Genomic DNA, 23,333 nt, shown 5'->3' with positions numbered 1-23,333 from the left:
AGGAATTCACAACGAGCGGGAAAAATCGCCGAAGTATAGCCCAGGCTTCCTACCCAATTGCGGCTGAAATGCGAGGTATCCGGGCCTCTATCCCTGGCGGCAAGGCCATTTGCCCGTTCATTGGCCTGCGGCCAGCCGTATCTGGCTCTCAAGTTCCAGGCGCAGGGCCGGGTCGAGGCGCAGCTGACGGGCCAGTTCGTCGAGGTAGGCACGCTCCATGAAGTTTTCCTGATCGACCATCATCACACTGGCCAGGTACATCTCCGCCGCCATCTCCGGTGTTTGCGCCGCGCGGGCAACCTCGGCCGGGTCCAGCGGCTTGTTCAGCTCATCGTGCAGCCAGTGCTGCAGGTCGCGGTCGCTGTCCAGGCGGCTGAACTCGCCTTCGATCAAGGCCCGCTCGCGCTCGTCGATATGGCCATCGGACTTGGCCGCCGCCACCAGGGCACGCAGCACCGCCTGGCTGTGCTGCTCGGCCTGGGCCGGCGGCAGGCGGTCGAGGGTCTGCGGCTCGGCGCCCTGGCCTGCGCCCTGGCGCGCCTGCCAGTTGCCATAGGCCTTGTAGGCCAGCACGCCAAGTGCGGCCAGGCCGCCATAGGTGAGCACCTTGCCGCCATACTTGCGGGCCTTCTTGCTGCCCAGCAGCAGGCCCAGCGCCCCTGCCCCCAGGGCACCGCCTCCAGCACCGGAGAGCAGGCTGCCCAGCCCACCCGTGCCAGCCGAGGGCTTACCCGCAGCAGAAGGCTTGTTGAGCAGTTCCTGACCGGATTTGAGCAGTTGGTCGAGCAGGCCCCGGGTGTTCATGCGCGCGTCTCCACGGTATGAGAAGGAGCGCCCAGAGTAAGGCTTGCCACCCGGCACGCCACCCAAGGATTTGCTTCCGGATGTTGCATTAGCTGGCAAAAAGCCAACTAGACTCGTCATCGCCAACCACTTGCACAGGCGACTACGCTTATAACCGTTGCTTCACTGCTTTCTTGACGACTGCCCCGACCAAGATCTCCAAAAAGAGGGAACACCATGTCAGTGCACAAGACCGCATTGCTCGGCGCCGCGACCGGCGCGCTGCTGGCCGGCGCCAGCCTGCAGGCCGGCGAGATGCCCAAGGCCCTGGGCGCCGGTGAAGGCCGGCTGGATATCATCGCCTGGCCCGGCTACATCGAGCGCGGCGAAAGCGACAAGGCCTATGACTGGGTCACCGGTTTCGAAAAGGAAACCGGCTGCAAGGTCAGCGTCAAGACCGCAGCCACGTCCGATGAAATGGTCAGCCTGATGACCAAGGGTGGCTACGACCTGGTCACGGCTTCCGGTGACGCTTCGCTGCGCCTGATCGTCGGCAAGCGCGTGCAGCCCATCAACACGGCACTGATCCCCAACTGGAAGAACATCGACCCGCGCCTGCAGAACGGCGGCTGGTACGTGGTCGACAAACAGGTGTACGGCACGCCGTATCAATGGGGCCCGAACGTGCTGCTGTACAACACCAACACCTTCAAGCAGCCACCCACCAGCTGGAACGTGGTGTTCGAGCCGCAAGACCTGCCCGATGGCAAGCCGAACAAAGGCCGCGTGCAGGCATATGACGGGCCGATCTACATCGCCGACGCGGCGCTTTACCTGAAATCAGCCAAACCCGAGCTGGGCATCAACGACCCGTACGAGCTCAATGAGGCGCAGTACAAGGCCGTGCTCGAACTGCTGCGCCAACAGCAACCGCTGGTCCACCGCTACTGGCACGACGCCACAGTGCAGATGAGCGACGTGAAGAACGAAGGCGTGGTCGCCTCCAGTTCGTGGGGCTACATGGTCAACGGCCTGAAGGCCGAGAACCAGCCTGTGGCCTCGACCATTCCGCAGGAAGGCGCCACCGGCTGGGCCGACACCACCATGCTGCACAGCGAGGCCAAGCACCCCAACTGCGCGTACAAGTGGATGGACTGGTCGCTGCAACCCAAGGTGCAGGGCGATGTCGCGGCCTGGTTCGGCTCCTTGCCGGCAGTCCCGGCAGCCTGTACCGGCAGTGAACTGCTGGGGGCTGAAGGGTGCAAGACCAACGGCTTCGACAACTTCGACAAGATCGCCTTCTGGAAAACCCCTCAGGCCCAGGGCGGGAAGTTCGTGCCGTACAGCCGCTGGACCCAGGATTACATTGCGATCATGGGCGGACGCTGAATCCGGTTGAAGCCGGTGCCGTCCTCTTCGCGGGTTTACCCGCGAAGAGGACGGCACAGAATAAAGACAGTTGTCCGGAGCCCACGCATGCCCCTAGCCGTCCAGTTCACCCAGGTTTCCCGCACCTTCGGCGAGATCAAGGCCGTCGACCAAGTCAGCATCGACATCGATGACGGCGAATTCTTCTCCATGCTCGGCCCCTCCGGCTCGGGCAAGACCACCTGCCTGCGGCTGATCGCCGGCTTCGAGCAACCCAACAGCGGTTCGATCCGCATCCATGGCGTCGAGGCCGCTGGCGTGCCGCCCTACCAGCGCGACGTCAACACCGTGTTCCAGGACTACGCCCTGTTCCCGCACATGAACGTGCGCGACAACATCGCCTACGGCCTCAAGGTCAAGGGCGTGGCCAAGGGCGAACGCCATGCCCGCGCCGAACAGGCGCTGGCCATGGTTGCCCTGGCCGGCTACGGCGAACGCAAACCGGCGCAACTCTCCGGCGGCCAGCGCCAGCGCGTGGCCCTGGCCCGCGCCCTGGTCAACCGGCCACGGGTACTGCTGCTCGACGAGCCGCTGGGCGCGCTCGACCTGAAGCTGCGCGAACAGATGCAGGGCGAACTGAAGAAGCTGCAGCGCCAGTTGGGCATCACCTTCATCTTCGTCACCCACGACCAGACCGAAGCACTGTCGATGTCGGACCGGGTGGCGGTGTTCAACCGCGGGCGCATCGAGCAGGTCGACACGCCGCGCAACCTGTACATGAAACCCGCGACCACCTTCGTCGCCGAATTCGTCGGCACCTCCAATGTCATACGGGGCGACCTCGCCGAACAGCTCAGTGGCAGTCGCTCGCCGTTTTCCATTCGCCCGGAGCATATCCGCCTGGTGGAGCAGGCCGGCCAGGCGCATGACGTCCAGCTCAGTGGCCTGCTGCGCGATATCCAGTACCAGGGCAGTGCCACGCGCTATGAGGTGCAGCTGGACAACGGCCAGCTGCTGGCTGTGAGCCACGCCAATGACCGCTGGCAGGCGCAACCGCTGCCCTGGCAGGCCGGCCAGCAGGTGCAGGTGCGTTGGCCACGCGAGGCGATGACCGCGCTGCAGGAAACCGTCCTGGCCGAGGCGCGCTGACATGCGCCGCCTGTCCGACCTGCTGTACCGGCGCCCCAATCTCTACCTGGCGTTGCTGCTAATCCCGCCGCTGACCTGGTTCGGCGCCATCTACCTGGGCTCGCTGCTGAGCTTGCTGTGGCAAGGCTTCTACACTTTCGACGACTTCACCATGGCGGTCACCCCGGAACTGACCCTGGGCAACTTCGCTGCGCTGTTCAATCCGTCCAACTTCGACATCATCCTGCGCACCCTGACCATGGCCGTGGCGGTCTCGCTGGCCAGTGCGGTGCTGGCCTTCCCGATCGCCTACTACATGGCGCGCTACACCAGCGGCAAGACCAAGGCGTTCTTCTACATCGCGGTGATGATGCCGATGTGGGCCAGCTACATCGTCAAGACCTACGCCTGGACCCTGCTGCTGGCCAAGGGCGGCGTGGCCCAGTGGTTCGTCCAGCAGCTGCACCTGGATGCCCTGCTGCAGGCCGTGCTGGCCGTGCCCGGCGTAGGCGGCAGCACGTTGTCGACCTCGCACCTGGGGCGCTTCATGGTCTTCGTGTACATCTGGCTGCCGTTCATGATCCTGCCGATCCAGGCCTCGCTGGAGCGCCTGCCACCGTCGCTGCTGCAGGCTTCGGCAGACCTGGGAGCCAGGCCTGGGCAAACCTTCTGGCAGGTGATCCTGCCGCTGTCGATCCCCGGCATTGCCGCCGGCTCGATCTTCACCTTCTCGCTGACCCTGGGCGACTTCATCGTGCCGCAACTGGTCGGCCCACCGGGCTACTTCATCGGCAGCATGGTCTATGCCCAGCAAGGGGCGATCGGCAACATGCCGATGGCGGCGGCGTTCACGCTGGTGCCGATCGTGCTGATCGCGGTGTACCTGTCCATCGTCAAGCGGTTGGGGGCCTTCGATGCACTCTGAGAAAGCGTCTGTCGGCTTGCGCCTGGCGGCCTGGGGCGGGTTGCTGTTCTTGCACTTCCCGATCTTTATCATCTTCCTGTATGCCTTCAATACCGAGGATGCGGCGTTCAGCTTCCCGCCCAAGGGCTTCACCCTCAACTGGTTCAGCGTGGCCCTCGCCCGCCCCGACGTGCTCGAAGCCATCAAGCTGTCATTGCAGGTGGCCTGCCTGGCCACGCTGATCGCGCTGGTGCTCGGCACCCTGGCCTCGGCGGCGCTGTACCGGCGCAGCTTCTTCGGCAAGGAGAGCATCTCGCTGATGCTGATCCTGCCGATCGCCCTACCCGGCATCATCACGGGCATTGCCCTGCTCTCGGCATTCAAGCGCCTGGGTGTAGAACCCGGCGTGTTGACCATCGTCACGGGCCACGCCACGTTCTGCGTGGTGATCGTCTACAACAACGTGATCGCCCGCCTGCGGCGCACCTCGCAGAGCCTGATCGAAGCGTCCATGGACCTCGGTGCCGACGGCTGGCAGACCTTCCGCTACATCATCCTGCCCAACCTTGGCTCGGCCCTGCTGGCCGGCGGCATGCTGGCGTTCGCCCTGTCGTTCGACGAGATCATCGTCACCACCTTCACCGCCGGCCACGAGCGCACCCTGCCAATCTGGCTGCTCAACCAGCTCAGCCGCCCCCGCGACGTGCCGGTGACCAACGTGGTCGCCATGCTGGTGATGCTGGTGACCATGTTGCCGATTCTCGGCGCCTATTACCTGACCCGTGGCGGCGAAAGCGTCGCGGGCAGTGGCAAATGACCCTCAAGGAGTCCCTCAATGCAAACCCGAATGCTGATCAACGGTAAGCTGGTCGCGGGCGAAGGCCCTGCCTGGACTGTACTCAATCCGGCCGAAGGCAGCGCCCTGGCGCAAATCAACGAAGCCACCGAGGCCCAGGTCGATACCGCTGTGCGCGCCGCCGACCAGGCTTTCGACAGCTGGTCTCAGACCAGCCCCAAGGAGCGCTCGCTGGTGCTGCTGGCGCTGGCCGACACCCTCGAAGCCCATGGCGATGAACTGGCCCGACTCGAGTCGCAGAACTGCGGCAAGCCGTTTGCCGCGGCCCTGAATGATGAAATCCCGGCCATCGCCGACGTATTCCGCTATTTTGCCGGCGCCGCACGCTGCCTCGGCGGTTCGGCGGCGGGTGAATACCTGCCGGGCCATACCTCGATGATCCGCCGCGACCCGCTGGGTGTGGTGGCTTCGATTGCGCCGTGGAACTACCCGTTGATGATGCTGGCGTGGAAGGTCGCCCCGGCGTTGGCAGCGGGTAACACGGTAGTCATCAAACCCTCCGAGCTGACCCCGCTGACCGCCCTGCGCCTGGGCGAACTGGCCAAGGACCTGTTGCCGCCCGGCGTGCTCAACATCCTCTTCGGCCGCGGGCAGACGGTCGGCAACCCGCTGGTCACCCACCCCAAGGTGCGCATGGTCTCGCTGACCGGCTCCATTCCCACCGGCGCGCATATCATTGGCGCCACTGCCAGCAGTGTGAAACGCATGCACATGGAACTGGGCGGCAAGGCGCCAGTGCTGGTGTTCGATGATGCCGATATCGACGCAGCCATCGATGGCATTCGCACGTTCGGCTTCTACAACGCCGGCCAGGACTGCACGGCGGCCTGCCGCCTGTATGTGCAGGCGGGCATCTACGAGCGCTTCGTCGAGCGCCTGGGCAAAGCCGTCTCCAGCCTCAAGGCCGGCCTGCAGGATGCCGAGGACACCGAACTCGGCCCGCTGATCAGCGCCCAGCACCGCGACAAGGTGGCCGGCCTGGTCCAGCGCGCCATCGCCCAGCCGCATATCCGCCTGGTGACGGGCGGCAAGGTGATTGCGGGGGATGGCTTCTTCTTCGAACCGACCGTGCTGGCCGATGCCTTGCAGGATGACGAGATCGTGCGCAACGAGGTGTTCGGCCCGGTGGTGTCGGTGACCCGCTTCAGCACCGAAGAGCAGGCGCTGGAATGGGCCAACGACTCCGATTACGGCCTGGCATCATCGGTGTGGACCCGCGACACCGGCCGCGCCCACCGCCTGGCGGCGCGCTTGCAGTATGGCTGCACCTGGGTGAATACCCACTTCATGCTGGTCAGCGAAATGCCCCATGGCGGGCAGAAGCATTCGGGGTATGGCAAGGACATGTCGATGTATGGGCTGGAGGATTACACCTGTGTGCGGCATGTGATGATCAAGCATTGAGGCGGGGCGGGTGGGTATGCCGGTAGTTGTTCACCGCCTGTGAGATCGAGCTCCGCGCGGGCGCCGCTCGATCTCCGCCGCATCGCTCCACTCATGCTTTGCACAAAGCAGCCCGCAAGACGATTCCCACAGATAGGGCCCAGCTCATCCTACATACCGACACTCAGCTGGTATCATATTCTGATACCATGAACAATCATCAAAGATCGACCCTTGAGGCCATTTTCAAAAAACCGGTTCCAAAGTCGCTGGAATGGGCGAGATTGGAGTCATTTCTGATATCGATAGGCGCCACGGCGATCGAGGGCCGTGGATCGCGAGTGCGCTTTGAGCTCAATGGAACCCTTGCCACATTCCATCGACCTCATCCCGACAAGGATGCCAAATCCTATCAGGTGCGGAGCGCGCGCCAGTTCCTGGAACAGGCAGGAGTAACACCATGAATGTAATGACTTACCGCGGCTATGCCGCACGCATTGAATACAGTGACGAAGACCAATTACTGATCGGTCATGTGGCCGGCATACGCGACGTGATCGGATTTCACGGAGAATCGATCAGTGAGCTAAGGCGAGCATTCGAAGAGGCTGTCGATGACTACATCGAGACCTGCGAAAAGCTCGGGAGGGAGCCTCAGAAAGCTTACTCCGGCAAGTTGAGCCTGCGTCTTGAACCTGCTCTTCACGCCAGCGTGGCTGCTAAAGCCGAGCTGGCGGAAAAGAGCATCAACCAATGGGTAAGTGACATCCTTAGCCAAGCTGCTTTCAGTTAAAACAAGCGATCAATCCCGCAAATCCGACTCGTGAATTGGATTGGCGCGGCTGGTCGCCCGTTGATACTGCGCCGGCCAGGTAGCTTTGTTACCACCCAGATCATCATCGGCATGCAGCGGCCAGTAAGGATCGCGCAGCAGTTCCCGCGCAAGGAAGATCACGTCGGCCTGCCCGGTGCGCAGAATGTGCTCGGCTTGGGCAGGCTCAGTGATCATGCCGACGGTGCCAGTGGCGATCTCCGCCTCCTTGCGCACGCGCTCGGCGAAGCGCGTCTGGTAACCGGGGCCTGTTGGGATTTCGGCGTTGACCGAGGTACCACCTGAGGACACATCGATCAGGTCGACACCCAGCACCCGCAGGCGACGAGCCAGTTCGACGGTTTCATCCGGGTTCCAGCCATCCTCCACCCAGTCGGTCGCCGATACCCGCACGAACAGCGGCAGTTCGGCCGGCCAGACGCTGCGCACCGCTTCGACCACTTGCAGGGTCAGGCGGATACGGTTCTCGAAGCAGCTGCCATATTCGTCGCGGCGCTGGTTGCTGAGCGGTGATAGGAACTGGTGCAGCAGATAACCATGGGCGGCGTGGATCTCGACCACCTTGAAGCCGGCCTTGAGCGCCCGCTGGGTCGAGGCGACGAAGGCGTTGATCACGTCCTGGATCTCGTCCTTGCTCAACTCGCGCGGCGGTGTGTGTTGCGGGTCGAAGGCAATCTTCGACGGGCCCACAGGCTGCCAGCCGCCGTCTTCGAGCTTCACACTGCCCTGCTTGCCCAGCCAGGGCCGATAGGTACTGGCCTTGCGCCCGGCGTGGGCCAGCTGGATGCCGGGCACGGAGCCTTGCGCGGTGATGAAACGGGTGATGCGCTGCAACGGGGCAATCTGGGCGTCGTTCCACAGGCCGAGGTCTTCGGCGGTAATGCGACCATCGGCAGTCACCGCGACGGCTTCGCTGATGACCAGGCCTGCGCCACCCACGGCGCGGCTGCCCAGGTGAACAAGGTGCCAATCGTTGGCCAGACCATCGACGGCAGAATACTGGCACATCGGCGAGACCGCGATGCGGTTGGGCAGCGTCAGCTGACGCAGGGTGTAAGGCTCGAGCAGCAGGCTCATGAGGGCACCTCCCAAGGACTCCAATGGTGATCCGGCCCGGACACTCAAGTGCACATCCCTGGCCCGGTGCCGGTCATTAATCAGACTAGACCAGATTGGTGGGGGGGAAGGTTCAGTGGGATTTCGACGTGTTCGCCGAAAGGGTTGCAGCGCCTGTGAAATCGAGCGCCGCCCGCGCGGCGCATCGCGGATAAATCCGCTCCTACAGTTTGTTTCGGGCCAATCATTCCTGTGCCGCCAACAGGGACCGCCTTGGTGCCCACCTCGTTATCGAAGGGAACAAATAAGGCGAACAGCGTTGACCTCACAGGAGAGACTGGCCCGAAACAAACTGTAGGAGCGGATTTATCCGCGATGCGCCGCGCGGGCGGCGCTCGATTTGTGTCCCACTGGAATAACCACGGCGGGCACCTGCGGCAAACTCAGCGCGGCTCCATATGCGCAATCATCAACTGCACACTCTCATTCCCACGAAACTCGTTCACATCCAGCTTGTACGCCAGCTCCACCCAGCGCACCGTCGGGTTCGGCCACACATCACGGTCAATGCCAAAGGCAATACCATCCAGCCGCACCGACCCGCACTCGCTCTTGAGCACCACCTTCAAGTGCCGCTCGCCAACCACGCGCTGCTCCACCAACTGGAACACCCCATGGAACAGCGGCTCGGGGAAGTGCTGCCCCCAAGGGCCGGCATTGCGCAGGGCCTTGGCCAGGTCGAGGTGGAACTCCTCCACCGCCAGGCTGCCGTCCGAGAGCAGGCGACCGGTCAGGTCCTCTTCACGCAGCTGGCGCCGGACCTCCTCATCGAACGCTTCGGCAAACGCCGGGAAATTGCTTTCGGGCAGGGACAAGCCCGCCGCCATGGCATGCCCGCCGAACTTGCTGATCAACTGCGGATGACGCGCTGCCACGGCATCCAGCGCGTCGCGAATGTGGAAGCCCGGCACCGAACGCGCCGAGCCCTTGAGCATGCCGTCGCCAGCATCGGCGAAGGCGATGGTTGGCCGGTGGTAACGCTCTTTCAGGCGCGAGGCGAGAATCCCGATCACGCCCTGGTGCCAATCGGCATCGAACAGGCACAGGCCATAAGGCATGGACTCGACCGGCAAATCCTTGAGCTGGGCCAGGGCCTCGCGCTGCATGCCCTGCTCGATCGACTTGCGGTCCTGGTTCAGGTCATCCAGCTGCTGGGCCATGTCCTGGGCCAGGGCTGCGTCTTCGCACAGCAGGCATTCGATGCCCAGGCTCATGTCGTCCAGGCGCCCGGCAGCATTGAGCCGTGGGCCGAGGATAAAGCCGAGGTCGGTGGAAGTGATGCGCCGATGGTCGCGTCGCGCCACCTCCAGGATGGCCTTCAGGCCAGGCCGCGCGCGGCCGGCGCGAATGCGCTCCAGGCCCTGGTGGACGAGGATGCGGTTGTTGGCATCCAGCGGCACCACGTCGGCCACACTGCCCAGGGCAACCAGGTCGAGCAGCTCGCCGATGTTCGGCTGCGGCTGCGTTTCGTAACGCCCCATACTGCGCAACCGGGCGCGCAAGGCCATGAGCACGTAGAAGATCACCCCGACGCCGGCCAGCGACTTGCTCGGGAAGTCGCAACCAGGCTGGTTCGGGTTGACGATGGCGTCAGCATCGGGCAACTGCTGGCCCGGCAGGTGGTGGTCGGTGACCAGCACCTTGAGCCCGGCAGCCTTGGCGGCGGCAACACCCTCAACACTGGAGATACCGTTGTCGACAGTCACCAGCAGGTCTGGCTGGCGCTCGAGCGCGACCTTGACGATCTCCGGGGTCAGGCCGTAGCCGTATTCGAAACGGTTGGGCACCAGGTAGTCGACGTGGGCCGCGCCCAGCAGACGCAGGCCAAGCACGCCGACGGTGCTGGCAGTGGCGCCGTCGGCGTCGAAGTCACCGACAATCAGGATACGCTGGCGCTGGTCGAGGGCTTCGACCAGCAGGTCCACCGCGGCCTCGATGCCCTTGAGCTGCTGATACGGCACCAGCCGCGCCAGGCTCTTGTCCAGTTCGGCCTCGGACTGCACGCCACGGGCGGCGTACAGGCGAGTCAGCAGGGGTGGCAGGTTACCCAGGAATGGCAGGGTCGGGGGCAGCGGGCGGGGTTCGATACGCATGGTGTCTTCGGCAGTCAGGTGTCAGTCGGTTCAGCCACGCTCACCGAGCAGCCATTGCAGTTGCACTTCGTGCTGGCCACGGTCGTCGGTGACGAATACCGTGCCTTCGCTGATCATCACATCCCATTTGATGGTGCGCGGCATGTCGGTGGCCAGGACTTCCAGTACTTCCTGCGGCACGGCGGCAATGCTCAGGTTCTTCAGGCCCTTGACTGCGCCCACCACCTTGCCTTCCCACACCCGCAGGCTGCCGTAGGCCAGCAGGCTGGTGCGTTCGGTGCGGCGCGAGCACCAGGTCAGGCGGTCGGCATCCGGCTGGCCGACTTCGATCCAGTGCAGGATGCGGTCGTCCAGGCTCTTTTCCCACAGCGCCGCTTCATCGACATCGGACAGGCCACGGCCGAACGACAGGTTCTCGTTGTACCACAGGGCATAGGCCAGCAGGCGTACGGCCATGCGCTCTTCGGTTTCCGAAGGGTGACGGGCAATGGTCTGGCGGACGTTTTCATATACGCCGCGATCGAGGTCGGTCAGGTTCAGTTCGAATTTGTACGTGGTGGACGGCTGGGCCATGGTCGAATGGGCTTCGTGCGTAAAGAAAAGGCCGCTAGTCTAACCGATCCTGCCTGCGCTTGCGCCGGAGCAGTATCGGCCGCTTCGGACCTATGCTAAAACCACGGCTCTGACCAGTTGCCACGGATGCCTAATGTCTACGCCCAGCAAACCCCTCGCCGGCTTGAAAGTCATCGAACTCGGTACCCTGATCGCCGGGCCGTTCGCCTCGCGCATCTGCGCCGAATTCGGCGCCGAAGTGATCAAGGTGGAGTCGCCGGACGGCGGCGACCCGCTGCGCAAGTGGCGCAAGCTGTACGAGGGCACATCACTGTGGTGGTTCGTGCAGGCGCGCAACAAGCAGTCGCTGACACTCAACCTCAAGCACCCCGAAGGCCGCGAGGTGCTCAAGCGCCTGCTCGCTGAGGCCGACATCCTGATCGAGAATTTCCGCCCTGGCGTGCTGGAGAAACTTGGCCTGGGCTGGGACGTGCTGCACGCCCTGAACCCGCGCCTGGTCATGGTACGCCTGTCCGGCTTCGGCCAGACCGGGCCGATGAAGGATCAGCCGGGCTTCGGTGCGGTCGGTGAGTCGATGGGCGGGTTGCGCTACATCACCGGCTTCGACGACCGCCCGCCCGTACGCACCGGGATCTCCATCGGTGATTCGATCGCTGCGCTGTGGGGCGTGATTGGCGCGCTGATGGCACTGCGTCATCGCGAGGTCAATGGTGGCCAGGGCCAAGTGGTGGACGTGGCGCTGTACGAGGCGATCTTCGCCATGATGGAAAGCATGGTGCCGGAGTTCGACGTGTTCGGCTTCATCCGCGAGCGTACCGGCAACATCATGCCCGGCATCACGCCCTCTTCCATCCACACCAGCGCCGACGGCAAGCATGTGCAGATCGGCGCCAACGGTGACGCCATCTTCAAGCGCTTCATGCAGGCCATAGGCCGCGCCGACCTGGCCGACGACCCTGGCCTGGCCAGCAATGATGGCCGCGATGCCAGGCGCGACGAGCTGTACGGGGTGATCGACCGCTGGGCCAACAGCCTGCCGCTGGACCAGCTGATGCAGGTGCTCAACGACGCGCAAGTGCCGGCCAGCCGGATCTACTCGGCCGAGGACATGTTCAGCGACCCGCAGTACCTGGCCCGCGAGATGTTCCTGCAGGCGCGCCTGCCAGACGGCAAGCCGTTCAAGATGCCGGGTATCGTGCCCAAGCTTTCGGATACCCCGGGCTCTGCCGAATGGGTAGGTCCGACGTTGGGTGAACACACCGATAGCGTGCTGGCTGGCCTGGGCTACGACCAGGCGGCGATCGCCAGCCTGCGCCAGGCGGGCACGGTCTGAAGCGGCTGCCGATGCGTTCGCCAGCCCTGTACTGCGCGCTGCTGCTTGCCCTGCTGGTAACGCCGGCACAGGCCAAGGAACGCCTGTTGTGGCTGGTGCGCGACCTGCCGCCCTTCACCGTGTTCGAAGGCACGGAGAAAGGCCAGGGGGTCATCGACCAGATGCTGCCGCTGCTGATCGAGCAGATGCCCGAATACGAGCACAGCATCATCCGGGTAAACCGTGCGCGCGGGCTCCAGATGCTCCAGGACCCGTCCAGCTTCACCTGCGACCCGACGCTGCTGTGGACTGCAGAGCGGGCGAAGTTCGTGCACTTCTCGCAACCGATGCTGGGCGTGCTGAGCAGCGGCGTGGTGGTGCGCAAGAGCGGGCAGGCGCTGCTGGCACCCTACCTGGATGGCCAGCAGGTCGACCTCAAGGGCTTGCTCGGCAATACCCCGCTGAAGCTGGGCATCGTCGCCGAGCGCAGCTACAGCAGCCAGGTCGACGAAATCCTGCGACAGCTGCCCGACTCGGCGTTCAGCCGCCACTACGGTAACGATGCCACCGCCAACCTGTTGCAAATGCAACAGCTCGGGCGCCTGCAACTGGTGCTGGGCTACTGGCCCGAGTTGCGCTACCTGATTCAACAACAAGGCGGCTCGCCGGCGGACTATCAGTTCCATCCGATCCAGGGTGTGACCCGCTATCAGTTTCTGCATGTAGGCTGCTCGGACACGCCACTGGGGCGCACCGCCATAAGCCACATCGACCAGTTGCTACCGGCCCTGCGCATGAATACCCTGCCCGCCCTGTACGCACACTGGCTCGACCCGGAGCTGCGCGCAGCCTACCTGGAAGAGAGCCAGCACTTTTTCGAAAGCCACTGACAAACAGGCAAAAAGAAACCCCGGACGCTGGGGTGGACGCCCGGGGCCAATCGAAAGTCCTGATGGACTTTCCACGACAACCCGCCAGTGCCGGAGCTGTGCACTGGCCGGCTGCCCTTGATGTTTAGGATAAGCCTTTCAGGCAAAGGTTCCCTGTGGCTGCTGGCGCTGTTGCAAGGCCGCGATCACACAGGGCTGCAAGCGCCCCTCGACAATCTGCAAGTCACGGTGCAAGCCGTCCACCAGATCAATCAGCAGGCTTTGCTCCTGCAGCTGGCGTTGGCTGACCGTGCGCCGCAAGGCCGTGCCGCCGAGGCTGTCGTACACGGTCAATTGACGGTTGCCGTTGGCATCCGTGGCGCCCAGCATGGCCTGGTAGGGCGTTAGTGCGTCGTTGAGCAGTCTGCAGATTCTTTCCATCCGGATCACTCGCATGTAATGGGACATGAAGGAACTGACCAGCACGCGTGGCGAAAAGTTCGTTACGCCCCGGCTGTTTCAGTGAGGATGCGTGGGCGACGTGACAGTTTGAATACGTTGCAGGGCGCGTTGCCAGCGCCGGACTGGCAGCGGCCAAGGGAGGTCGGCGAGCACCCACAGGCCCTGGCGCCGGGCTTCATGGGCGAGGTTCGGGGAACCCGCGTTGGCATGCCCGACAAACAGCACGGCACGGGTGCGACCGGCCCGTTCGAGCAAGGCCAGGCCATCGTTCACGGCATGCTCGAGAATCAGCAGGTCAGCGCGCGGTGGACGGGCCAGGCAGCTGTCGAGGTCGGCCAGGTCGTGGGTGACGCGCACATTGAACAGGCCCATGGCGTTGCAGGCCTGGTGCAGGAGGATCTGGTGGGATGGGCGTGCCGGGTGAATCAACACGAAGGGCTGTCGCATGTGCCGCTCCTTGGTAAAGGACCGGCCACTCTAGACAAGGCTTTCACAGCCTTACATAGGACAATTCCGCAAAAGAGGTAGGAACTTTTTGAAATCCGGGGCTGCATCGCAGCCCCGAACGCCATGCGATTACAGAGGCTTGCCGCGATTACCGTGCTGGCTGACAAAGGCTTGAACAGCCTTCAGGTCATTGGCCAAGACGGTGCAACGCTCTTCACGGCTGAACAGGTCGCTCAGGTGCGCCGGCAGCTCCAGCGCCTTGCCGACACCGGCCTTCTCCACCGCCTCAGGGAACTTGACCGGGTGGGCAGTGCCCAGCACCACCATTGGCGTGTCCAGGCTGCGGCGGCACTCGCGGGCGGCCTTGACGCCGATCGCGGTGTGCGGGTCGAGCACCTCACCCGTGGCGGCAAATACCTCGGCGATGGTCTCGCAGGTCTGCTCATCGCTGACCGCCAGCGAATCGAACAGCTTGCGCGCTTCGGTCCAGCGGTCTTGCTCGACGCTGAAGCCGCCACCCTGCTTGAAGGTGGCCATCAGCTCGGCCAGCGCGGCGCCGTTGCGGCCGTGCAGGTCGAACAGCAGGCGCTCGAAGTTGGACGAAACCATGATGTCCATGGACGGCGACAAGGTCGCGTGCAGGGTTTCCTTGACGTACTGGTTGCCGCTCATGAAGCGGTGCAGGATGTCGTTGCGGTTGGTGGCGACGATCAGCTGGCTGACCGGCAGGCCCATGTTGCGCGCCAGGTAACCGGCGAAGATATCGCCGAAGTTGCCGGTCGGTACCGAGAATGCCACCGAACGGGCCGGGCCGCCCAGCTGCAGGGCCGCATGGAAGTAATAGACGATCTGGGCCATGATCCGCGCCCAGTTGATCGAGTTGACCGCGACCAGGCGGGTGCCCTTGAGGAACGACTGGTCGGCGAAGCTGGCCTTGACCATTTCCTGGCAGTCGTCGAAGTTGCCTTCGATGGCGATGTTGTGGACGTTGTCGCCGAACAGGGTGGTCATCTGCCGACGCTGCACTTCCGACACACGCTGGTGCGGGTGCAGGATGAAGATGTCGACGTTTTCGCAGCTGCGGCAGCCTTCGATGGCGGCCGAACCGGTGTCACCGCTGGTGGCGCCGATGATCACCACACGCTCGTTGCGCTTGGCCAGCACGTGGTCGAGCAGGCGACCGAGCAGTTGCAGGGCGAAGTCCTTGAAGGCCAGGGTCGGGCCGTGGAACAGCTCGAGCACCCATTCGTTGCTGTTCAGCTGGCGCAGCGGGGCGACCGCAGCGTGGGCGAACTCGCCGTAGGTTTCTTCGAGGATCTTCTTGAAGTCGGCGTCGGCGATGCTGCCTTCGACGAACGGGCGCATCACCCGGAAGGCCAGCTCGTGATACGGCAGGCCGGCCCAGGAGGCGATTTCTTCCTGGGTGAAGCGAGGCAGGTTCTCAGGGACGTACAGGCCGCCGTCGCTGGCCAGGCCAGCCAGCAGCACGTCTTCGAAATTCAGGGCCGGAGCCTGGCCGCGGGTACTGATATAGCGCATGGGTGCAAACCTTCGATGCTAGGGCCGCCAGAGCGGCCCGATTGGCAGATTAATTCAGCTGTTCGACGCGGATGCGTACGACCTTGCCGACCACGTCCTGCAGGGATTCCAGCGCGACGATGGCGTCGTTGATGCGCTGCTCGACCACACCGTGGGTCAGCAGGATCATCGGCACCAGGCCGTCCTGCTCCTCGGCTTCCTTCTGCATGATCGACTCGATGTTGATGCCGCGCTCCGAGAGGATGCTCGCCACCTGGGCCAGCACGCCCGGATGGTCCTTGGCCTGGATACGCAGGTAGTACGCACTTTCGCAGGCTTCGATTGGCAGGATCGGATGGGCCGACAACGAGTCTGGCTGGAAGGCCAGGTGCGGCACGCGGTTTTCCGGGTCGGAGGTCATGGCACGGACCACGTCGACCAGGTCACCCACCACCGACGACGCAGTTGGCTCCATGCCGGCGCCAGCGCCGTAGTACAGGGTCGAACCGGCGGCGTCGCCGTTGACCATGACCGCGTTCATCACGCCGTTGACGTTGGCGATCAGGCGGTCGGCCGGGATCAGCGTCGGGTGCACGCGCAGCTCGATGCCTTCGGCGGTGCGGCGGGCCACGCCCAGGTGCTTGATGCGGTAGCCCAGCGCTTCGGCGTAGTTCACGTCAGCGGTAGTCAGCTGGGTGATGCCTTCGGTGTAGGCCTTGTCGAACTGCAGCGGGATACCAAAGGCGATGGACGCCAGGATGGTCAGCTTGTGCGCGGCATCGATGCCTTCGACGTCGAAGGTCGGGTCGGCTTCGGCATAGCCCAGCGCCTGGGCTTCGGCCAGCACATCGGGGAAGGCGCGGCCTTTCTCACGCATTTCGGTGAGGATGAAGTTGCCGGTGCCGTTGATGATGCCGGCCAGCCAGTTGATGCGGTTGGCCGACAGACCTTCGCGGATCGCCTTGATCACCGGGATACCACCGGCCACTGCGGCTTCGAAGGCAACGATGACCCCCTTCTCGCGCGCCTTGGCAAAAATCTCGTTACCGTGCACGGCGATCAGCGCCTTGTTTGCAGTCACCACGTGCTTGCCATTCTCGATGGCCTTGAGCACCAGGTCACGCGCCACGGTGTAGCCACCGATCAGCTCGATGACAATGTCGATCTCCGGGTTGCTCGCAACGTCGAACACATCAGCGGTAATGGGGGTACCGGTAATCTGGCAGTTCGGGTTCTGCGAGCGCATGGCAATCTGTGCCACTTCAATACCGCGCCCGGCACGGCGGGCAATCTCCTCGGCGTTGCGCTGAAGTACATTGAAGGTTCCGCCACCGACGGTCCCCAACCCACAGATGCCTACTTTGACCGGTTTCACTGTGAACTCCCCATTGAACGGCCGGCGCCTTCACCGACCGTGAAACATGCCGTCACCCCATGACGACGGCGTATTGAATGAATTACTTGGCGGCCTGCTGCTCGCCAGCCAGGGCCAGTTTGGCCACTTGTGGTGCCGGCTGGTAACCCGGAATCACATGCCCGTTCTCGAGCACGATGGCCGGCGTGCCGTTGACGCCGATCTGCTGGCCCAGCTGGAATTGCTTGCTGACCGGGTTGGCGCACTTGGCAGCCTTGATTTCCTTGCCTTCGACCATCTTGTCCATCGCCGCGCGGCGATCGCTGGAGCACCAGACTGCCTGCAGCTGCTCGTCACCAGGCGAACCGAGGCCCTGACGCGGGAAGGCGACATAGCGCACTTCGATACCGCGGCGGTTGAGCTCGGGCACTTCGGCGTGCAGCTTGTGGCAATACGGGCAGGTGGTGTCGGTGAAGACAGTGATGTGCGACTTGGTCTCGCCCTTGGCAGGATAGACAACGGTCTCGGCGGCAGGAATGCCGTTGATGAGCTTGGCAACACCCTGACGCTCGGCCTTCTCGGTCAGGTTGACCGGCTTGCCGTCCTGCAACTGATACAGGTAGCCCTGCATGACGTATTGGCCATCGGCACTGGCATACAGCACACGGCCGCCCTGCAGCTTGACTTCATAAAGGCCATTGAGCGGGCTGCTGCCGACGCTTTCCACCGGCACTTCGAGTTCGAGGTTCTGCAACGACTTGCGGATGGCCTGCTCGGCGCTGGCATTGCTGTCAGCCGCGGCAACGGCAAAGGTACTGGCCAGCGCCATCACGGCGGCGGCGAAAATATGGGTCACGCGCATGGGGAACTCCTGGAGGCGGACAGGGGCCGGAGGGCGTCACCTGCGCAAAAAATCGCGGCGACCGTGCGGCCCTTGATGCAAACCGCCCAAGCCTACCACATCACGCTGCGGATGAAGGGGCCTGCAAGGACCGGTCGGCGGAACATGAAAAACATTCATCCACGCGGATGGTGCTGGGCGTGCAATTGCTGGAGCCGCGCCTTGGCTACATGGGTATAGATCTGCGTGGTGGAAAGGTCACTGTGGCCCAGCAGCATCTGCACCACGCGCAGGTCGGCACCGTGGTTGAGCAGGTGGGTGGCAAAAGCATGGCGCAGGGTATGCGGCGACAGCGGCTTGTCGATGCAGGCCACCCGCGCCTGGTGCTTGATGCGGTGCCAGAAGGTCTGGCGGGTCATCTGCTCGCCGCGCTGACTGGGGAACAGTACGTCGCTGGGGCGGCCGTTCAGCAGTTCGGCGCGGCCATCACGCAGGTAGCGCTCCAGCCAGGCCACCGCCTCCTCGCCCATTGGCACTAGGCGTTCCTTGCTGCCCTTGCCCATCACCCGCAGCACACCCTGGCGCAGGTTGACCTGGTCGAGGGTCAGGCTGACCAGTTCGCTAACGCGCAGGCCGCAGGCGTAAAGGACTTCGAGCATGGCGCGGTCGCGTTGACCGATGGCTTCGCCCAGGTCCGGAGCCTGCAGCAGGGCTTCGACGTCGGCTTCCGACAGGGATTTGGGCAAGGGCCGACCGAGTTGCGGCATGTCGACCTGCAGGGTCGGGTCGACGGCGACCAGCTTTTCCCGCAACAGGTAGCGAAAGAAGCCCCGCAGCCCGGAGAGAAAGCGCGCTGTGGAGCGAGGTTTGTAACCTTGGTCCAGGCGCCAGGCCAAGTGATCAAGGATCAGTTCGCGGCCGGCGTCGGGCAGCGCTACCGAATGCTCATGGAGCCAGCCATTGAACAGGGCCAGGTCGCTGCGGTAGGAGGTGCGGGTGTTGTCGGACAGGCCTTTTTCGAGCCACAGGGCGTCGAGGAACTGGTCGATCAGGGGATGGTCTAGGGCGGGCATGCGGGGCTGCTGGGTGTTGGAAGTCGGCCTAGTGTTTCACAGCAGCTTATGGGTTGTCTGTACTGGCCCTATCGCGGCTTAAGCCGCCCCTACAGGTGCTGCGCGCTTCTTGCAGGAGCGGCTTTAGCCGCGACAGGGCCAGAGCAGGACAACTCAGGCCTGGGGCAAAACGGGTACCGGGCGTTTGTCCTCGTCGATGGCGACAAAGCTGAACACCCCGTGGATTGCCCGCTCGCGGCCATCCAGGTACATGTTTTCGACGAACACATCCACCTGTACCTGCAAGCTGGTATTCCCCACCTTGACCACCGTGCCCACCAGTTCGACGATCGAACCTGCCGGGATCGGGTGCTTGAAGTCGATGCGGTCGGTGGACACGGTCACCAGCGGCAGCCGGCAGAAGCGCGTTGCGGCGATGAACGACACTTCGTCCATCCAGGCCAGCGCCGTGCCGCCGAAGAGGGTGTTGTGGTGGTTGGTGGTGTTGGGGAACACCGCTTTGGTCACGCGGGTCACCGACAGCTCGGTGCGGCGCTGGATTTCCTGGTCTCGGCTGCTCATATCCATCACTTTCACAGGTTTCAGAAAGCAAAAAAGCAGCCCGAAGGCTGCTTTTTTCTCGCTAGGCGGCCTTGGCCACCGGGCAAACTGTACTCAGGACAGTTTTTCCTTGATGCGAGCGGCTTTGCCGGACAGGTCGCGCAGGTAGTACAGCTTGGCTTTACGCACGTCACCACGACGTTTCACGGCCAGGCTGTCGATCTGCGGGCTGTAGGTCTGGAAGGTACGCTCAACGCCGACGCCGCTGGAGATCTTGCGCACGGTGAAGGCGCTGTTCAGACCGCGGTTACGCTTGGCGATAACAACGCCTTCGAACGCCTGCAGACGGGAACGATCACCTTCCTTCACTTTAACCTGGACGACGATGGTGTCGCCTGGTGCGAAGGTCGGGATTTCCTTGTTCATCTGCTCGGCTTCGAGCTGCTGGATGATCTTGTTGGTCATGCTGTGCTCCTAAGATGGATACTTGATCCACCATCGATACGTTTAACTATCGTCCCGCTCGCGGAGATATTCCTCGAGCAGCTTCTTCTCTTCTCCAGAAAGCGAGCGACTTTCCAGAAGATCGGCGCGTCGTTCGAAGGTCCTACCAAGGGACTGCTTCATCCGCCATCGCCGGATATGTGCATGGTTGCCACTTAGCAACACGTCGGGAACACGCTGATCCGCATACACCTCAGGTCGGGTGTAGTGCGGGCAATCCAGCAGACCGTCGGTGAAAGAGTCTTCCTCCGCCGAGTCCACATGCCCTAAAGCTCCGGGCAGCAGCCGTGTAACCGCATCGATCAGTACCATGGCCGGCAGCTCGCCACCGGAAAGCACATAGTCACCAATCGACCACTCCTCATCGACATGAGCCTCGATAAAGCGCTCGTCGATGCCTTCATAACGACCGGCGATCAGGATCAACGATTCCTGTTCGGCCAGGCCTTTGACCGCCTGCTGAGTCAGCTTGCGGCCTTGTGGCGAAAGGTAGATCACCTTTGCCGCAGCTCCGGTCGCTTGCCTGGCGCTAACCAGGGCATCTTCCAGAGGCTTGATTTTCATCACCATGCCCGGACCACCGCCAAACGGCCGATCATCCACGGTATGGTGGCGATCTGTGGTGTAGTCCCGCGGGTTCCAGCAAGTCACCTGAAGCAACCCCTGTTTCACCGCGCGGCTGGTAATGCCGTACTCTGTGATGGCCGAGAACATCTCGGGGAACAGCGTGATGACGTCTACGCGAAGGTTACCCATCGGTTAGAAGTCCGCGTCCCACTCAACCCGCATCACGCCCGCTTCCAGGTCGATATCGAGCACGCATTGCGCCGTGTAGGGCAACAGACGCTCGCGATCATCCAGGCTGCCTGCGCAGGGTTTGACCACCATTACATCGTTCGCACCGGTCTCCAACAGGTGATCGACCTTGCCGAACAGCTGTTCGTCCTGGTTGATGACCTTCAGACCCACCAACTGGTACCAGTAGTACTCGTCGGCAGCCAGGTTGGGCAAAAGGCTCCGCGCAATGCAGATTTCGTGACCACTCAGAAGACGGGCTTCATCACGATCATCGAGGCCTTTCAACTTCACGACCAGGCCCTTTTGGGAGCCACGACCGCTGACCAGCTCGACCTGCTTTACCTTGCCTTCGTGCCGAAGCGTCCAGCGTGGATAATCCAACAGGTTTTCAATCGGATCGGTAAAGGAATACACCTTCACCTCGCCGCGAACGCCGTGAACCGAAAAAATCTTGCCAACGACGATCAGGTCGTCAGCCTTTTCTGGCGTCGCGTTCATACTACTCAGGCAGCAGCCTTGGCAGCGTCCTTCAGCAGCTGAGCAACGCGCTCAGACGGCTGTGCACCCTGGCTCAGCCAGTAGTTGACGCGCTCTTGGTTGACCGACAGCTTGACTTCGGCGCCAGCAGCGATCGGGTTGAAGAAACCTACGCGCTCAACGAAACGGCCGTCACGGGCGTTACGCGAGTTGGTCACGGTCAGGTGGTAGAATGGGCGCTTTTTCGAGCCGCCACGGGCCAGACGAATGGTTACCATGTGAACATCGTTCCTATAGTCGGTGCTGCAGTTCATACAGCAGCTGGTACTGCAAATCTGAATGCCAAATAGGCACACGGGTGCCCAAAAGGCCGCATATTCTCGGGGAATACACGGACATTTGCAAATGCCTTTTTCGGCAGGGCCCTGCCCCACCGCACAGATTTGCCGGTTAAGCCACGCAATCCGTGGCCGTTGCCCCGCCGCAGCGGGGGTTCCGGGGGCCCACTCATCCAAGAGTAGGCCCCCAAAATAGGGGTTACAGCTTCGGCATGCCGCCGCCCGGCAGCATCCCGCCCAGGCCGCGCATCATCTTGGCCATGCCGCCCTTGGCAGAAAACTTCTTCATCATCTTCTGCATCTGCTTGTGCTGTTTGATCAGCCGGCCGATGTCCTGAACCTGGGTGCCAGAGCCGAGGGCGATGCGGCGCTTGCGCGAACCGCTGATCAGGTCAGGGTCGCGACGCTCGGCCGGGGTCATCGAGTTGATGATCGCTTCCATCTGCTTGAACTGCTTCTCGGCCGCGCCCTGGGCGTTGCCCATCTGCGACAGGTTGACCCCGCCGATGCTCGGCAGCTTGTCCATCAGGCCGCCCAGGCCGCCCATGTTCTTCATTTGCTGCAGCTGGTCGCGGAAATCTTCGAGGTCGAAACCCTTGCCCTTTTTCAGCTTCTTGGCCAGCTTGTCGGCCTTGGCCTTGTCGATGGTCTGCTCGGCCTGCTCGATCAGGCTGAGCACGTCACCCATGCCGAGGATGCGCGAAGCGACACGGTCCGGGTGGAAGGGTTCGAGGGCTTCAGTCTTCTCGCCCATACCGATGAACTTGATCGGCTTGCCAGTGATGGCGCGCACCGACAGCGCGGCACCGCCACGGGCATCACCGTCGACCTTGGTCAGCACCACACCGGTCAGCGGCAGGGCCTCGCCGAACGCCTTGGCGGTGTTGGCAGCGTCCTGGCCGGTCATGGCGTCGACCACGAACAGGGTCTCGATCGGCTTGACTGCGGCGTGCAGGGCCTTGATCTCGTCCATCATGTCGGCGTCGATGTGCAGGCGACCGGCGGTGTCGACGATGACCACGTCGATGAACTTGAGCTTGGCTTCGCGGATCGCAGCTTCGGCGATGGCCACCGGCTTCTGGCTGATATCGGACGGGAAGAAGGTCACGCCGATGTCGTTGGCCAGGGTTTCCAGCTGCTTGATCGCCGCCGGGCGATAGACGTCGGCGGAAACCACCATCACGCTTTTCTTCTTGCGCTCCTTGAGGAAGCGCGCCAGCTTGCCGGCAGTGGTGGTCTTACCGGCGCCCTGCAGGCCGGCCATCAGCACCACGGCAGGCGGCGCGGCGTTCAGCGCGAGGTCTTCGTTGGCCGCGCCCATCAGGCTTTCCAGTTCGGCCTGGACGATCTTCACGAACGCCTGGCCCGGAGTCAGGCTGCGCGATACCTCGGTGCCGACCGCACGGTCCTTGACGCTGTTGACGAAATCCTTGACCACCGGCAGGGCAACGTCGGCCTCGAGCAGGGCCATGCGCACTTCGCGCAACGTGTCCTTGATGTTGTCTTCGGTCAGCTTGGCCTTGCCGGTGACATGGCGCAGCGTCTGTGACAGGCGGTCGGTCAGGTTTTCGAACATGGTGATCCTTTCAGGCCCAGTAAAAGCCGAGGTTTGTCAGGCGCCCGAGGGGGAAATGCACACCCGTCAGGCACAGCAAGGCGGCGATTATAACGAAGTGCAGCGGCGGCGCACACCTCGCTGCCGATCGGTCTGGATGGCCGGTGGCGTTCTATGCCAAACTCCGTCTCTTTCAGGGCTCTGCAACC

General features: G+C 63.2%; 25 protein-coding genes. 9 read left to right on the top strand and 16 right to left on the bottom strand.

What is annotated here, in order from left to right; all coding sequences use genetic code 11:
* Nucleotides 1-117: 117 nt before the first annotated feature.
* The gene (locus HU738_RS08200; RefSeq protein ID WP_186603224.1) at nt 118-804 is read right to left on the bottom strand and encodes a tellurite resistance TerB family protein; all 687 of its coding nucleotides are present in this window, start codon (nt 802-804) and stop codon (nt 118-120) included.
* A 216-nt stretch (nt 805-1,020) separates the two neighbouring features.
* Here HU738_RS08200 and ydcS point away from each other — a divergent pair, with 216 nt between their 5' ends.
* The 7 genes from ydcS to HU738_RS08165 all read left to right on the top strand — a co-directional run bounded on the left by ydcS (nt 1,021) and on the right by HU738_RS08165 (nt 7,215).
* Complete coding sequence (gene ydcS, locus HU738_RS08195; protein ID WP_186603225.1) at nt 1,021-2,172, top strand: putative ABC transporter substrate-binding protein YdcS; 1,152 nt, start codon at nt 1,021-1,023, stop codon at nt 2,170-2,172.
* An 87-nt stretch (nt 2,173-2,259) separates the two neighbouring features.
* Nucleotides 2,260-3,300, top strand: coding sequence for an ABC transporter ATP-binding protein (locus HU738_RS08190; RefSeq protein WP_186603226.1), 1,041 nt, complete (start codon nt 2,260-2,262; stop codon nt 3,298-3,300).
* A gap of 1 nt (nt 3,301) precedes the next feature.
* Nucleotides 3,302-4,204, top strand: a complete 903-nt coding sequence (locus HU738_RS08185; RefSeq protein ID WP_060512591.1) for an ABC transporter permease — start codon at nt 3,302-3,304, stop codon at nt 4,202-4,204.
* Complete coding sequence (locus HU738_RS08180; RefSeq protein ID WP_186603227.1) at nt 4,194-5,000, top strand: ABC transporter permease; 807 nt, start codon at nt 4,194-4,196, stop codon at nt 4,998-5,000. Before HU738_RS08185 ends, HU738_RS08180 begins: the two co-directional genes overlap by 11 nt.
* A gap of 18 nt (nt 5,001-5,018) precedes the next feature.
* Complete coding sequence (locus tag HU738_RS08175; RefSeq protein WP_054886925.1) at nt 5,019-6,443, top strand: gamma-aminobutyraldehyde dehydrogenase; 1,425 nt, start codon at nt 5,019-5,021, stop codon at nt 6,441-6,443.
* A 188-nt stretch (nt 6,444-6,631) separates the two neighbouring features.
* Nucleotides 6,632-6,886 carry a type II toxin-antitoxin system HicA family toxin gene (locus HU738_RS08170; RefSeq protein ID WP_186603228.1) on the top strand — a complete coding sequence of 85 codons (255 nt, stop codon included), beginning with the start codon at nt 6,632-6,634 and terminating at the stop codon, nt 6,884-6,886.
* Nucleotides 6,883-7,215, top strand: a complete 333-nt coding sequence (locus HU738_RS08165) for a type II toxin-antitoxin system HicB family antitoxin (RefSeq protein WP_176509748.1) — start codon at nt 6,883-6,885, stop codon at nt 7,213-7,215. The genes HU738_RS08170 and HU738_RS08165 overlap by 4 nt, the downstream gene beginning before the upstream one ends.
* Nucleotides 7,216-7,224: 9 nt before the next feature.
* On the opposite strand, the gene HU738_RS08160 is transcribed toward HU738_RS08165, so the two are convergent.
* The 3 genes from HU738_RS08160 to HU738_RS08150 all read right to left on the bottom strand — a co-directional run bounded on the left by HU738_RS08160 (nt 7,225) and on the right by HU738_RS08150 (nt 11,036).
* Nucleotides 7,225-8,331, bottom strand: a complete 1,107-nt coding sequence (locus HU738_RS08160; protein ID WP_176509749.1) for an NADH:flavin oxidoreductase/NADH oxidase — start codon at nt 8,329-8,331, stop codon at nt 7,225-7,227.
* A gap of 422 nt (nt 8,332-8,753) precedes the next feature.
* Nucleotides 8,754-10,463, bottom strand: coding sequence for a single-stranded-DNA-specific exonuclease RecJ (gene recJ / locus HU738_RS08155; protein ID WP_186603229.1), 1,710 nt, complete (start codon nt 10,461-10,463; stop codon nt 8,754-8,756).
* A 30-nt stretch (nt 10,464-10,493) separates the two neighbouring features.
* Complete coding sequence (locus HU738_RS08150; RefSeq protein ID WP_054887014.1) at nt 10,494-11,036, bottom strand: YaeQ family protein; 543 nt, start codon at nt 11,034-11,036, stop codon at nt 10,494-10,496.
* 133 nt (nt 11,037-11,169) lie between these two features.
* Here HU738_RS08150 and HU738_RS08145 point away from each other — a divergent pair, with 133 nt between their 5' ends.
* Both HU738_RS08145 and HU738_RS08140 read left to right on the top strand, forming a co-directional pair.
* Entirely contained in the window at nt 11,170-12,369 is a 1,200-nt protein-coding gene (locus HU738_RS08145) for a CaiB/BaiF CoA transferase family protein (protein ID WP_186603230.1), read from the top strand.
* 11 nt (nt 12,370-12,380) lie between these two features.
* Nucleotides 12,381-13,238 (top strand): TIGR02285 family protein, encoded by an 858-nt coding sequence (locus HU738_RS08140; protein WP_176509753.1) that lies wholly within the window; start codon nt 12,381-12,383, stop codon nt 13,236-13,238.
* 138 nt (nt 13,239-13,376) lie between these two features.
* Here the strand turns inward: HU738_RS08140 and HU738_RS08135 are convergent, their stop codons facing one another.
* The 12 genes from HU738_RS08135 to ffh all read right to left on the bottom strand — a co-directional run bounded on the left by HU738_RS08135 (nt 13,377) and on the right by ffh (nt 23,145).
* Nucleotides 13,377-13,658 (bottom strand): DUF3509 domain-containing protein, encoded by a 282-nt coding sequence (locus tag HU738_RS08135; RefSeq protein WP_176509754.1) that lies wholly within the window; start codon nt 13,656-13,658, stop codon nt 13,377-13,379.
* A 78-nt stretch (nt 13,659-13,736) separates the two neighbouring features.
* Nucleotides 13,737-14,126 (bottom strand): histidine kinase, encoded by a 390-nt coding sequence (locus HU738_RS08130; protein ID WP_186603231.1) that lies wholly within the window; start codon nt 14,124-14,126, stop codon nt 13,737-13,739.
* 129 nt (nt 14,127-14,255) lie between these two features.
* Complete coding sequence (gene thrC / locus HU738_RS08125; RefSeq protein ID WP_027920098.1) at nt 14,256-15,665, bottom strand: threonine synthase; 1,410 nt, start codon at nt 15,663-15,665, stop codon at nt 14,256-14,258.
* 49 nt (nt 15,666-15,714) lie between these two features.
* Nucleotides 15,715-17,019 carry a homoserine dehydrogenase gene (locus HU738_RS08120; RefSeq protein WP_186603232.1) on the bottom strand — a complete coding sequence of 435 codons (1,305 nt, stop codon included), beginning with the start codon at nt 17,017-17,019 and terminating at the stop codon, nt 15,715-15,717.
* A gap of 82 nt (nt 17,020-17,101) precedes the next feature.
* On the bottom strand, nt 17,102-17,860 hold the full coding sequence (locus tag HU738_RS08115; RefSeq protein WP_186603233.1) for a thioredoxin fold domain-containing protein: 759 nt from the start codon (nt 17,858-17,860) through the stop codon (nt 17,102-17,104).
* Between the two features lie 155 nt (nt 17,861-18,015).
* Nucleotides 18,016-18,912, bottom strand: a complete 897-nt coding sequence (gene xerD, locus HU738_RS08110) for a site-specific tyrosine recombinase XerD (RefSeq protein ID WP_176509757.1) — start codon at nt 18,910-18,912, stop codon at nt 18,016-18,018.
* 153 nt (nt 18,913-19,065) lie between these two features.
* The gene (locus HU738_RS08105; protein ID WP_054887023.1) at nt 19,066-19,473 is read right to left on the bottom strand and encodes an acyl-CoA thioesterase; all 408 of its coding nucleotides are present in this window, start codon (nt 19,471-19,473) and stop codon (nt 19,066-19,068) included.
* Nucleotides 19,474-19,566: 93 nt separating this feature from the next.
* A complete protein-coding gene (rplS, locus tag HU738_RS08100; RefSeq protein ID WP_054887024.1) occupies nt 19,567-19,917 on the bottom strand; it encodes a 50S ribosomal protein L19 in 351 nt (116 codons plus the stop codon).
* 42 nt (nt 19,918-19,959) lie between these two features.
* On the bottom strand, nt 19,960-20,712 hold the full coding sequence (gene trmD / locus HU738_RS08095) for a tRNA (guanosine(37)-N1)-methyltransferase TrmD (RefSeq protein ID WP_003252146.1): 753 nt from the start codon (nt 20,710-20,712) through the stop codon (nt 19,960-19,962).
* A 3-nt stretch (nt 20,713-20,715) separates the two neighbouring features.
* Nucleotides 20,716-21,252, bottom strand: coding sequence for a ribosome maturation factor RimM (gene rimM / locus HU738_RS08090; RefSeq protein ID WP_054887025.1), 537 nt, complete (start codon nt 21,250-21,252; stop codon nt 20,716-20,718).
* Between the two features lie 5 nt (nt 21,253-21,257).
* Nucleotides 21,258-21,509, bottom strand: coding sequence for a 30S ribosomal protein S16 (gene rpsP / locus HU738_RS08085; RefSeq protein WP_003259424.1), 252 nt, complete (start codon nt 21,507-21,509; stop codon nt 21,258-21,260).
* Nucleotides 21,510-21,768: 259 nt separating this feature from the next.
* A complete protein-coding gene (gene ffh / locus HU738_RS08080; RefSeq protein WP_003252139.1) occupies nt 21,769-23,145 on the bottom strand; it encodes a signal recognition particle protein in 1,377 nt (458 codons plus the stop codon).
* Between the last annotated feature and the right edge of the window lie 188 nt (nt 23,146-23,333).

Origin of the sequence: Pseudomonas vlassakiae (assembly GCF_014269035.2) — a bacterium.
GTDB classification, from domain to species: Bacteria; Pseudomonadota; Gammaproteobacteria; order Pseudomonadales; family Pseudomonadaceae; genus Aquipseudomonas; species Aquipseudomonas vlassakiae.
Note: the sequence above shows the minus strand (reverse complement) of the source record. Positions and strands in the feature narration are given on the sequence as shown.

What these genes read in the sequence shown, in the direction of transcription:
- HU738_RS08200 (WP_186603224.1), bottom strand. Translation starts at nt 804, where the DNA reads ATGAACACCCGGGGCCTGCTCGACCAACTGCTCAAATCCGGTCAGGAA.
- ydcS (WP_186603225.1), top strand. Translation starts at nt 1,021, where the DNA reads ATGTCAGTGCACAAGACCGCATTGCTCGGCGCCGCGACCGGCGCGCTG.
- HU738_RS08190 (WP_186603226.1), top strand. Translation starts at nt 2,260, where the DNA reads ATGCCCCTAGCCGTCCAGTTCACCCAGGTTTCCCGCACCTTCGGCGAG.
- HU738_RS08185 (WP_060512591.1), top strand. Translation starts at nt 3,302, where the DNA reads ATGCGCCGCCTGTCCGACCTGCTGTACCGGCGCCCCAATCTCTACCTG.
- HU738_RS08180 (WP_186603227.1), top strand. Translation starts at nt 4,194, where the DNA reads ATGCACTCTGAGAAAGCGTCTGTCGGCTTGCGCCTGGCGGCCTGGGGC.
- HU738_RS08175 (WP_054886925.1), top strand. Translation starts at nt 5,019, where the DNA reads ATGCAAACCCGAATGCTGATCAACGGTAAGCTGGTCGCGGGCGAAGGC.
- HU738_RS08170 (WP_186603228.1), top strand. Translation starts at nt 6,632, where the DNA reads ATGAACAATCATCAAAGATCGACCCTTGAGGCCATTTTCAAAAAACCG.
- HU738_RS08165 (WP_176509748.1), top strand. Translation starts at nt 6,883, where the DNA reads ATGAATGTAATGACTTACCGCGGCTATGCCGCACGCATTGAATACAGT.
- HU738_RS08160 (WP_176509749.1), bottom strand. Translation starts at nt 8,331, where the DNA reads ATGAGCCTGCTGCTCGAGCCTTACACCCTGCGTCAGCTGACGCTGCCC.
- recJ (WP_186603229.1), bottom strand. Translation starts at nt 10,463, where the DNA reads ATGCGTATCGAACCCCGCCCGCTGCCCCCGACCCTGCCATTCCTGGGT.
- HU738_RS08150 (WP_054887014.1), bottom strand. Translation starts at nt 11,036, where the DNA reads ATGGCCCAGCCGTCCACCACGTACAAATTCGAACTGAACCTGACCGAC.
- HU738_RS08145 (WP_186603230.1), top strand. Translation starts at nt 11,170, where the DNA reads ATGTCTACGCCCAGCAAACCCCTCGCCGGCTTGAAAGTCATCGAACTC.
- HU738_RS08140 (WP_176509753.1), top strand. Translation starts at nt 12,381, where the DNA reads ATGCGTTCGCCAGCCCTGTACTGCGCGCTGCTGCTTGCCCTGCTGGTA.
- HU738_RS08135 (WP_176509754.1), bottom strand. Translation starts at nt 13,658, where the DNA reads ATGGAAAGAATCTGCAGACTGCTCAACGACGCACTAACGCCCTACCAG.
- HU738_RS08130 (WP_186603231.1), bottom strand. Translation starts at nt 14,126, where the DNA reads ATGCGACAGCCCTTCGTGTTGATTCACCCGGCACGCCCATCCCACCAG.
- thrC (WP_027920098.1), bottom strand. Translation starts at nt 15,665, where the DNA reads ATGCGCTATATCAGTACCCGCGGCCAGGCTCCGGCCCTGAATTTCGAA.
- HU738_RS08115 (WP_186603233.1), bottom strand. Translation starts at nt 17,860, where the DNA reads ATGCGCGTGACCCATATTTTCGCCGCCGCCGTGATGGCGCTGGCCAGT.
- xerD (WP_176509757.1), bottom strand. Translation starts at nt 18,912, where the DNA reads ATGCCCGCCCTAGACCATCCCCTGATCGACCAGTTCCTCGACGCCCTG.
- HU738_RS08105 (WP_054887023.1), bottom strand. Translation starts at nt 19,473, where the DNA reads ATGAGCAGCCGAGACCAGGAAATCCAGCGCCGCACCGAGCTGTCGGTG.
- rplS (WP_054887024.1), bottom strand. Translation starts at nt 19,917, where the DNA reads ATGACCAACAAGATCATCCAGCAGCTCGAAGCCGAGCAGATGAACAAG.
- trmD (WP_003252146.1), bottom strand. Translation starts at nt 20,712, where the DNA reads ATGGGTAACCTTCGCGTAGACGTCATCACGCTGTTCCCCGAGATGTTC.
- rimM (WP_054887025.1), bottom strand. Translation starts at nt 21,252, where the DNA reads ATGAACGCGACGCCAGAAAAGGCTGACGACCTGATCGTCGTTGGCAAG.
- rpsP (WP_003259424.1), bottom strand. Translation starts at nt 21,509, where the DNA reads ATGGTAACCATTCGTCTGGCCCGTGGCGGCTCGAAAAAGCGCCCATTC.
- ffh (WP_003252139.1), bottom strand. Translation starts at nt 23,145, where the DNA reads ATGTTCGAAAACCTGACCGACCGCCTGTCACAGACGCTGCGCCATGTC.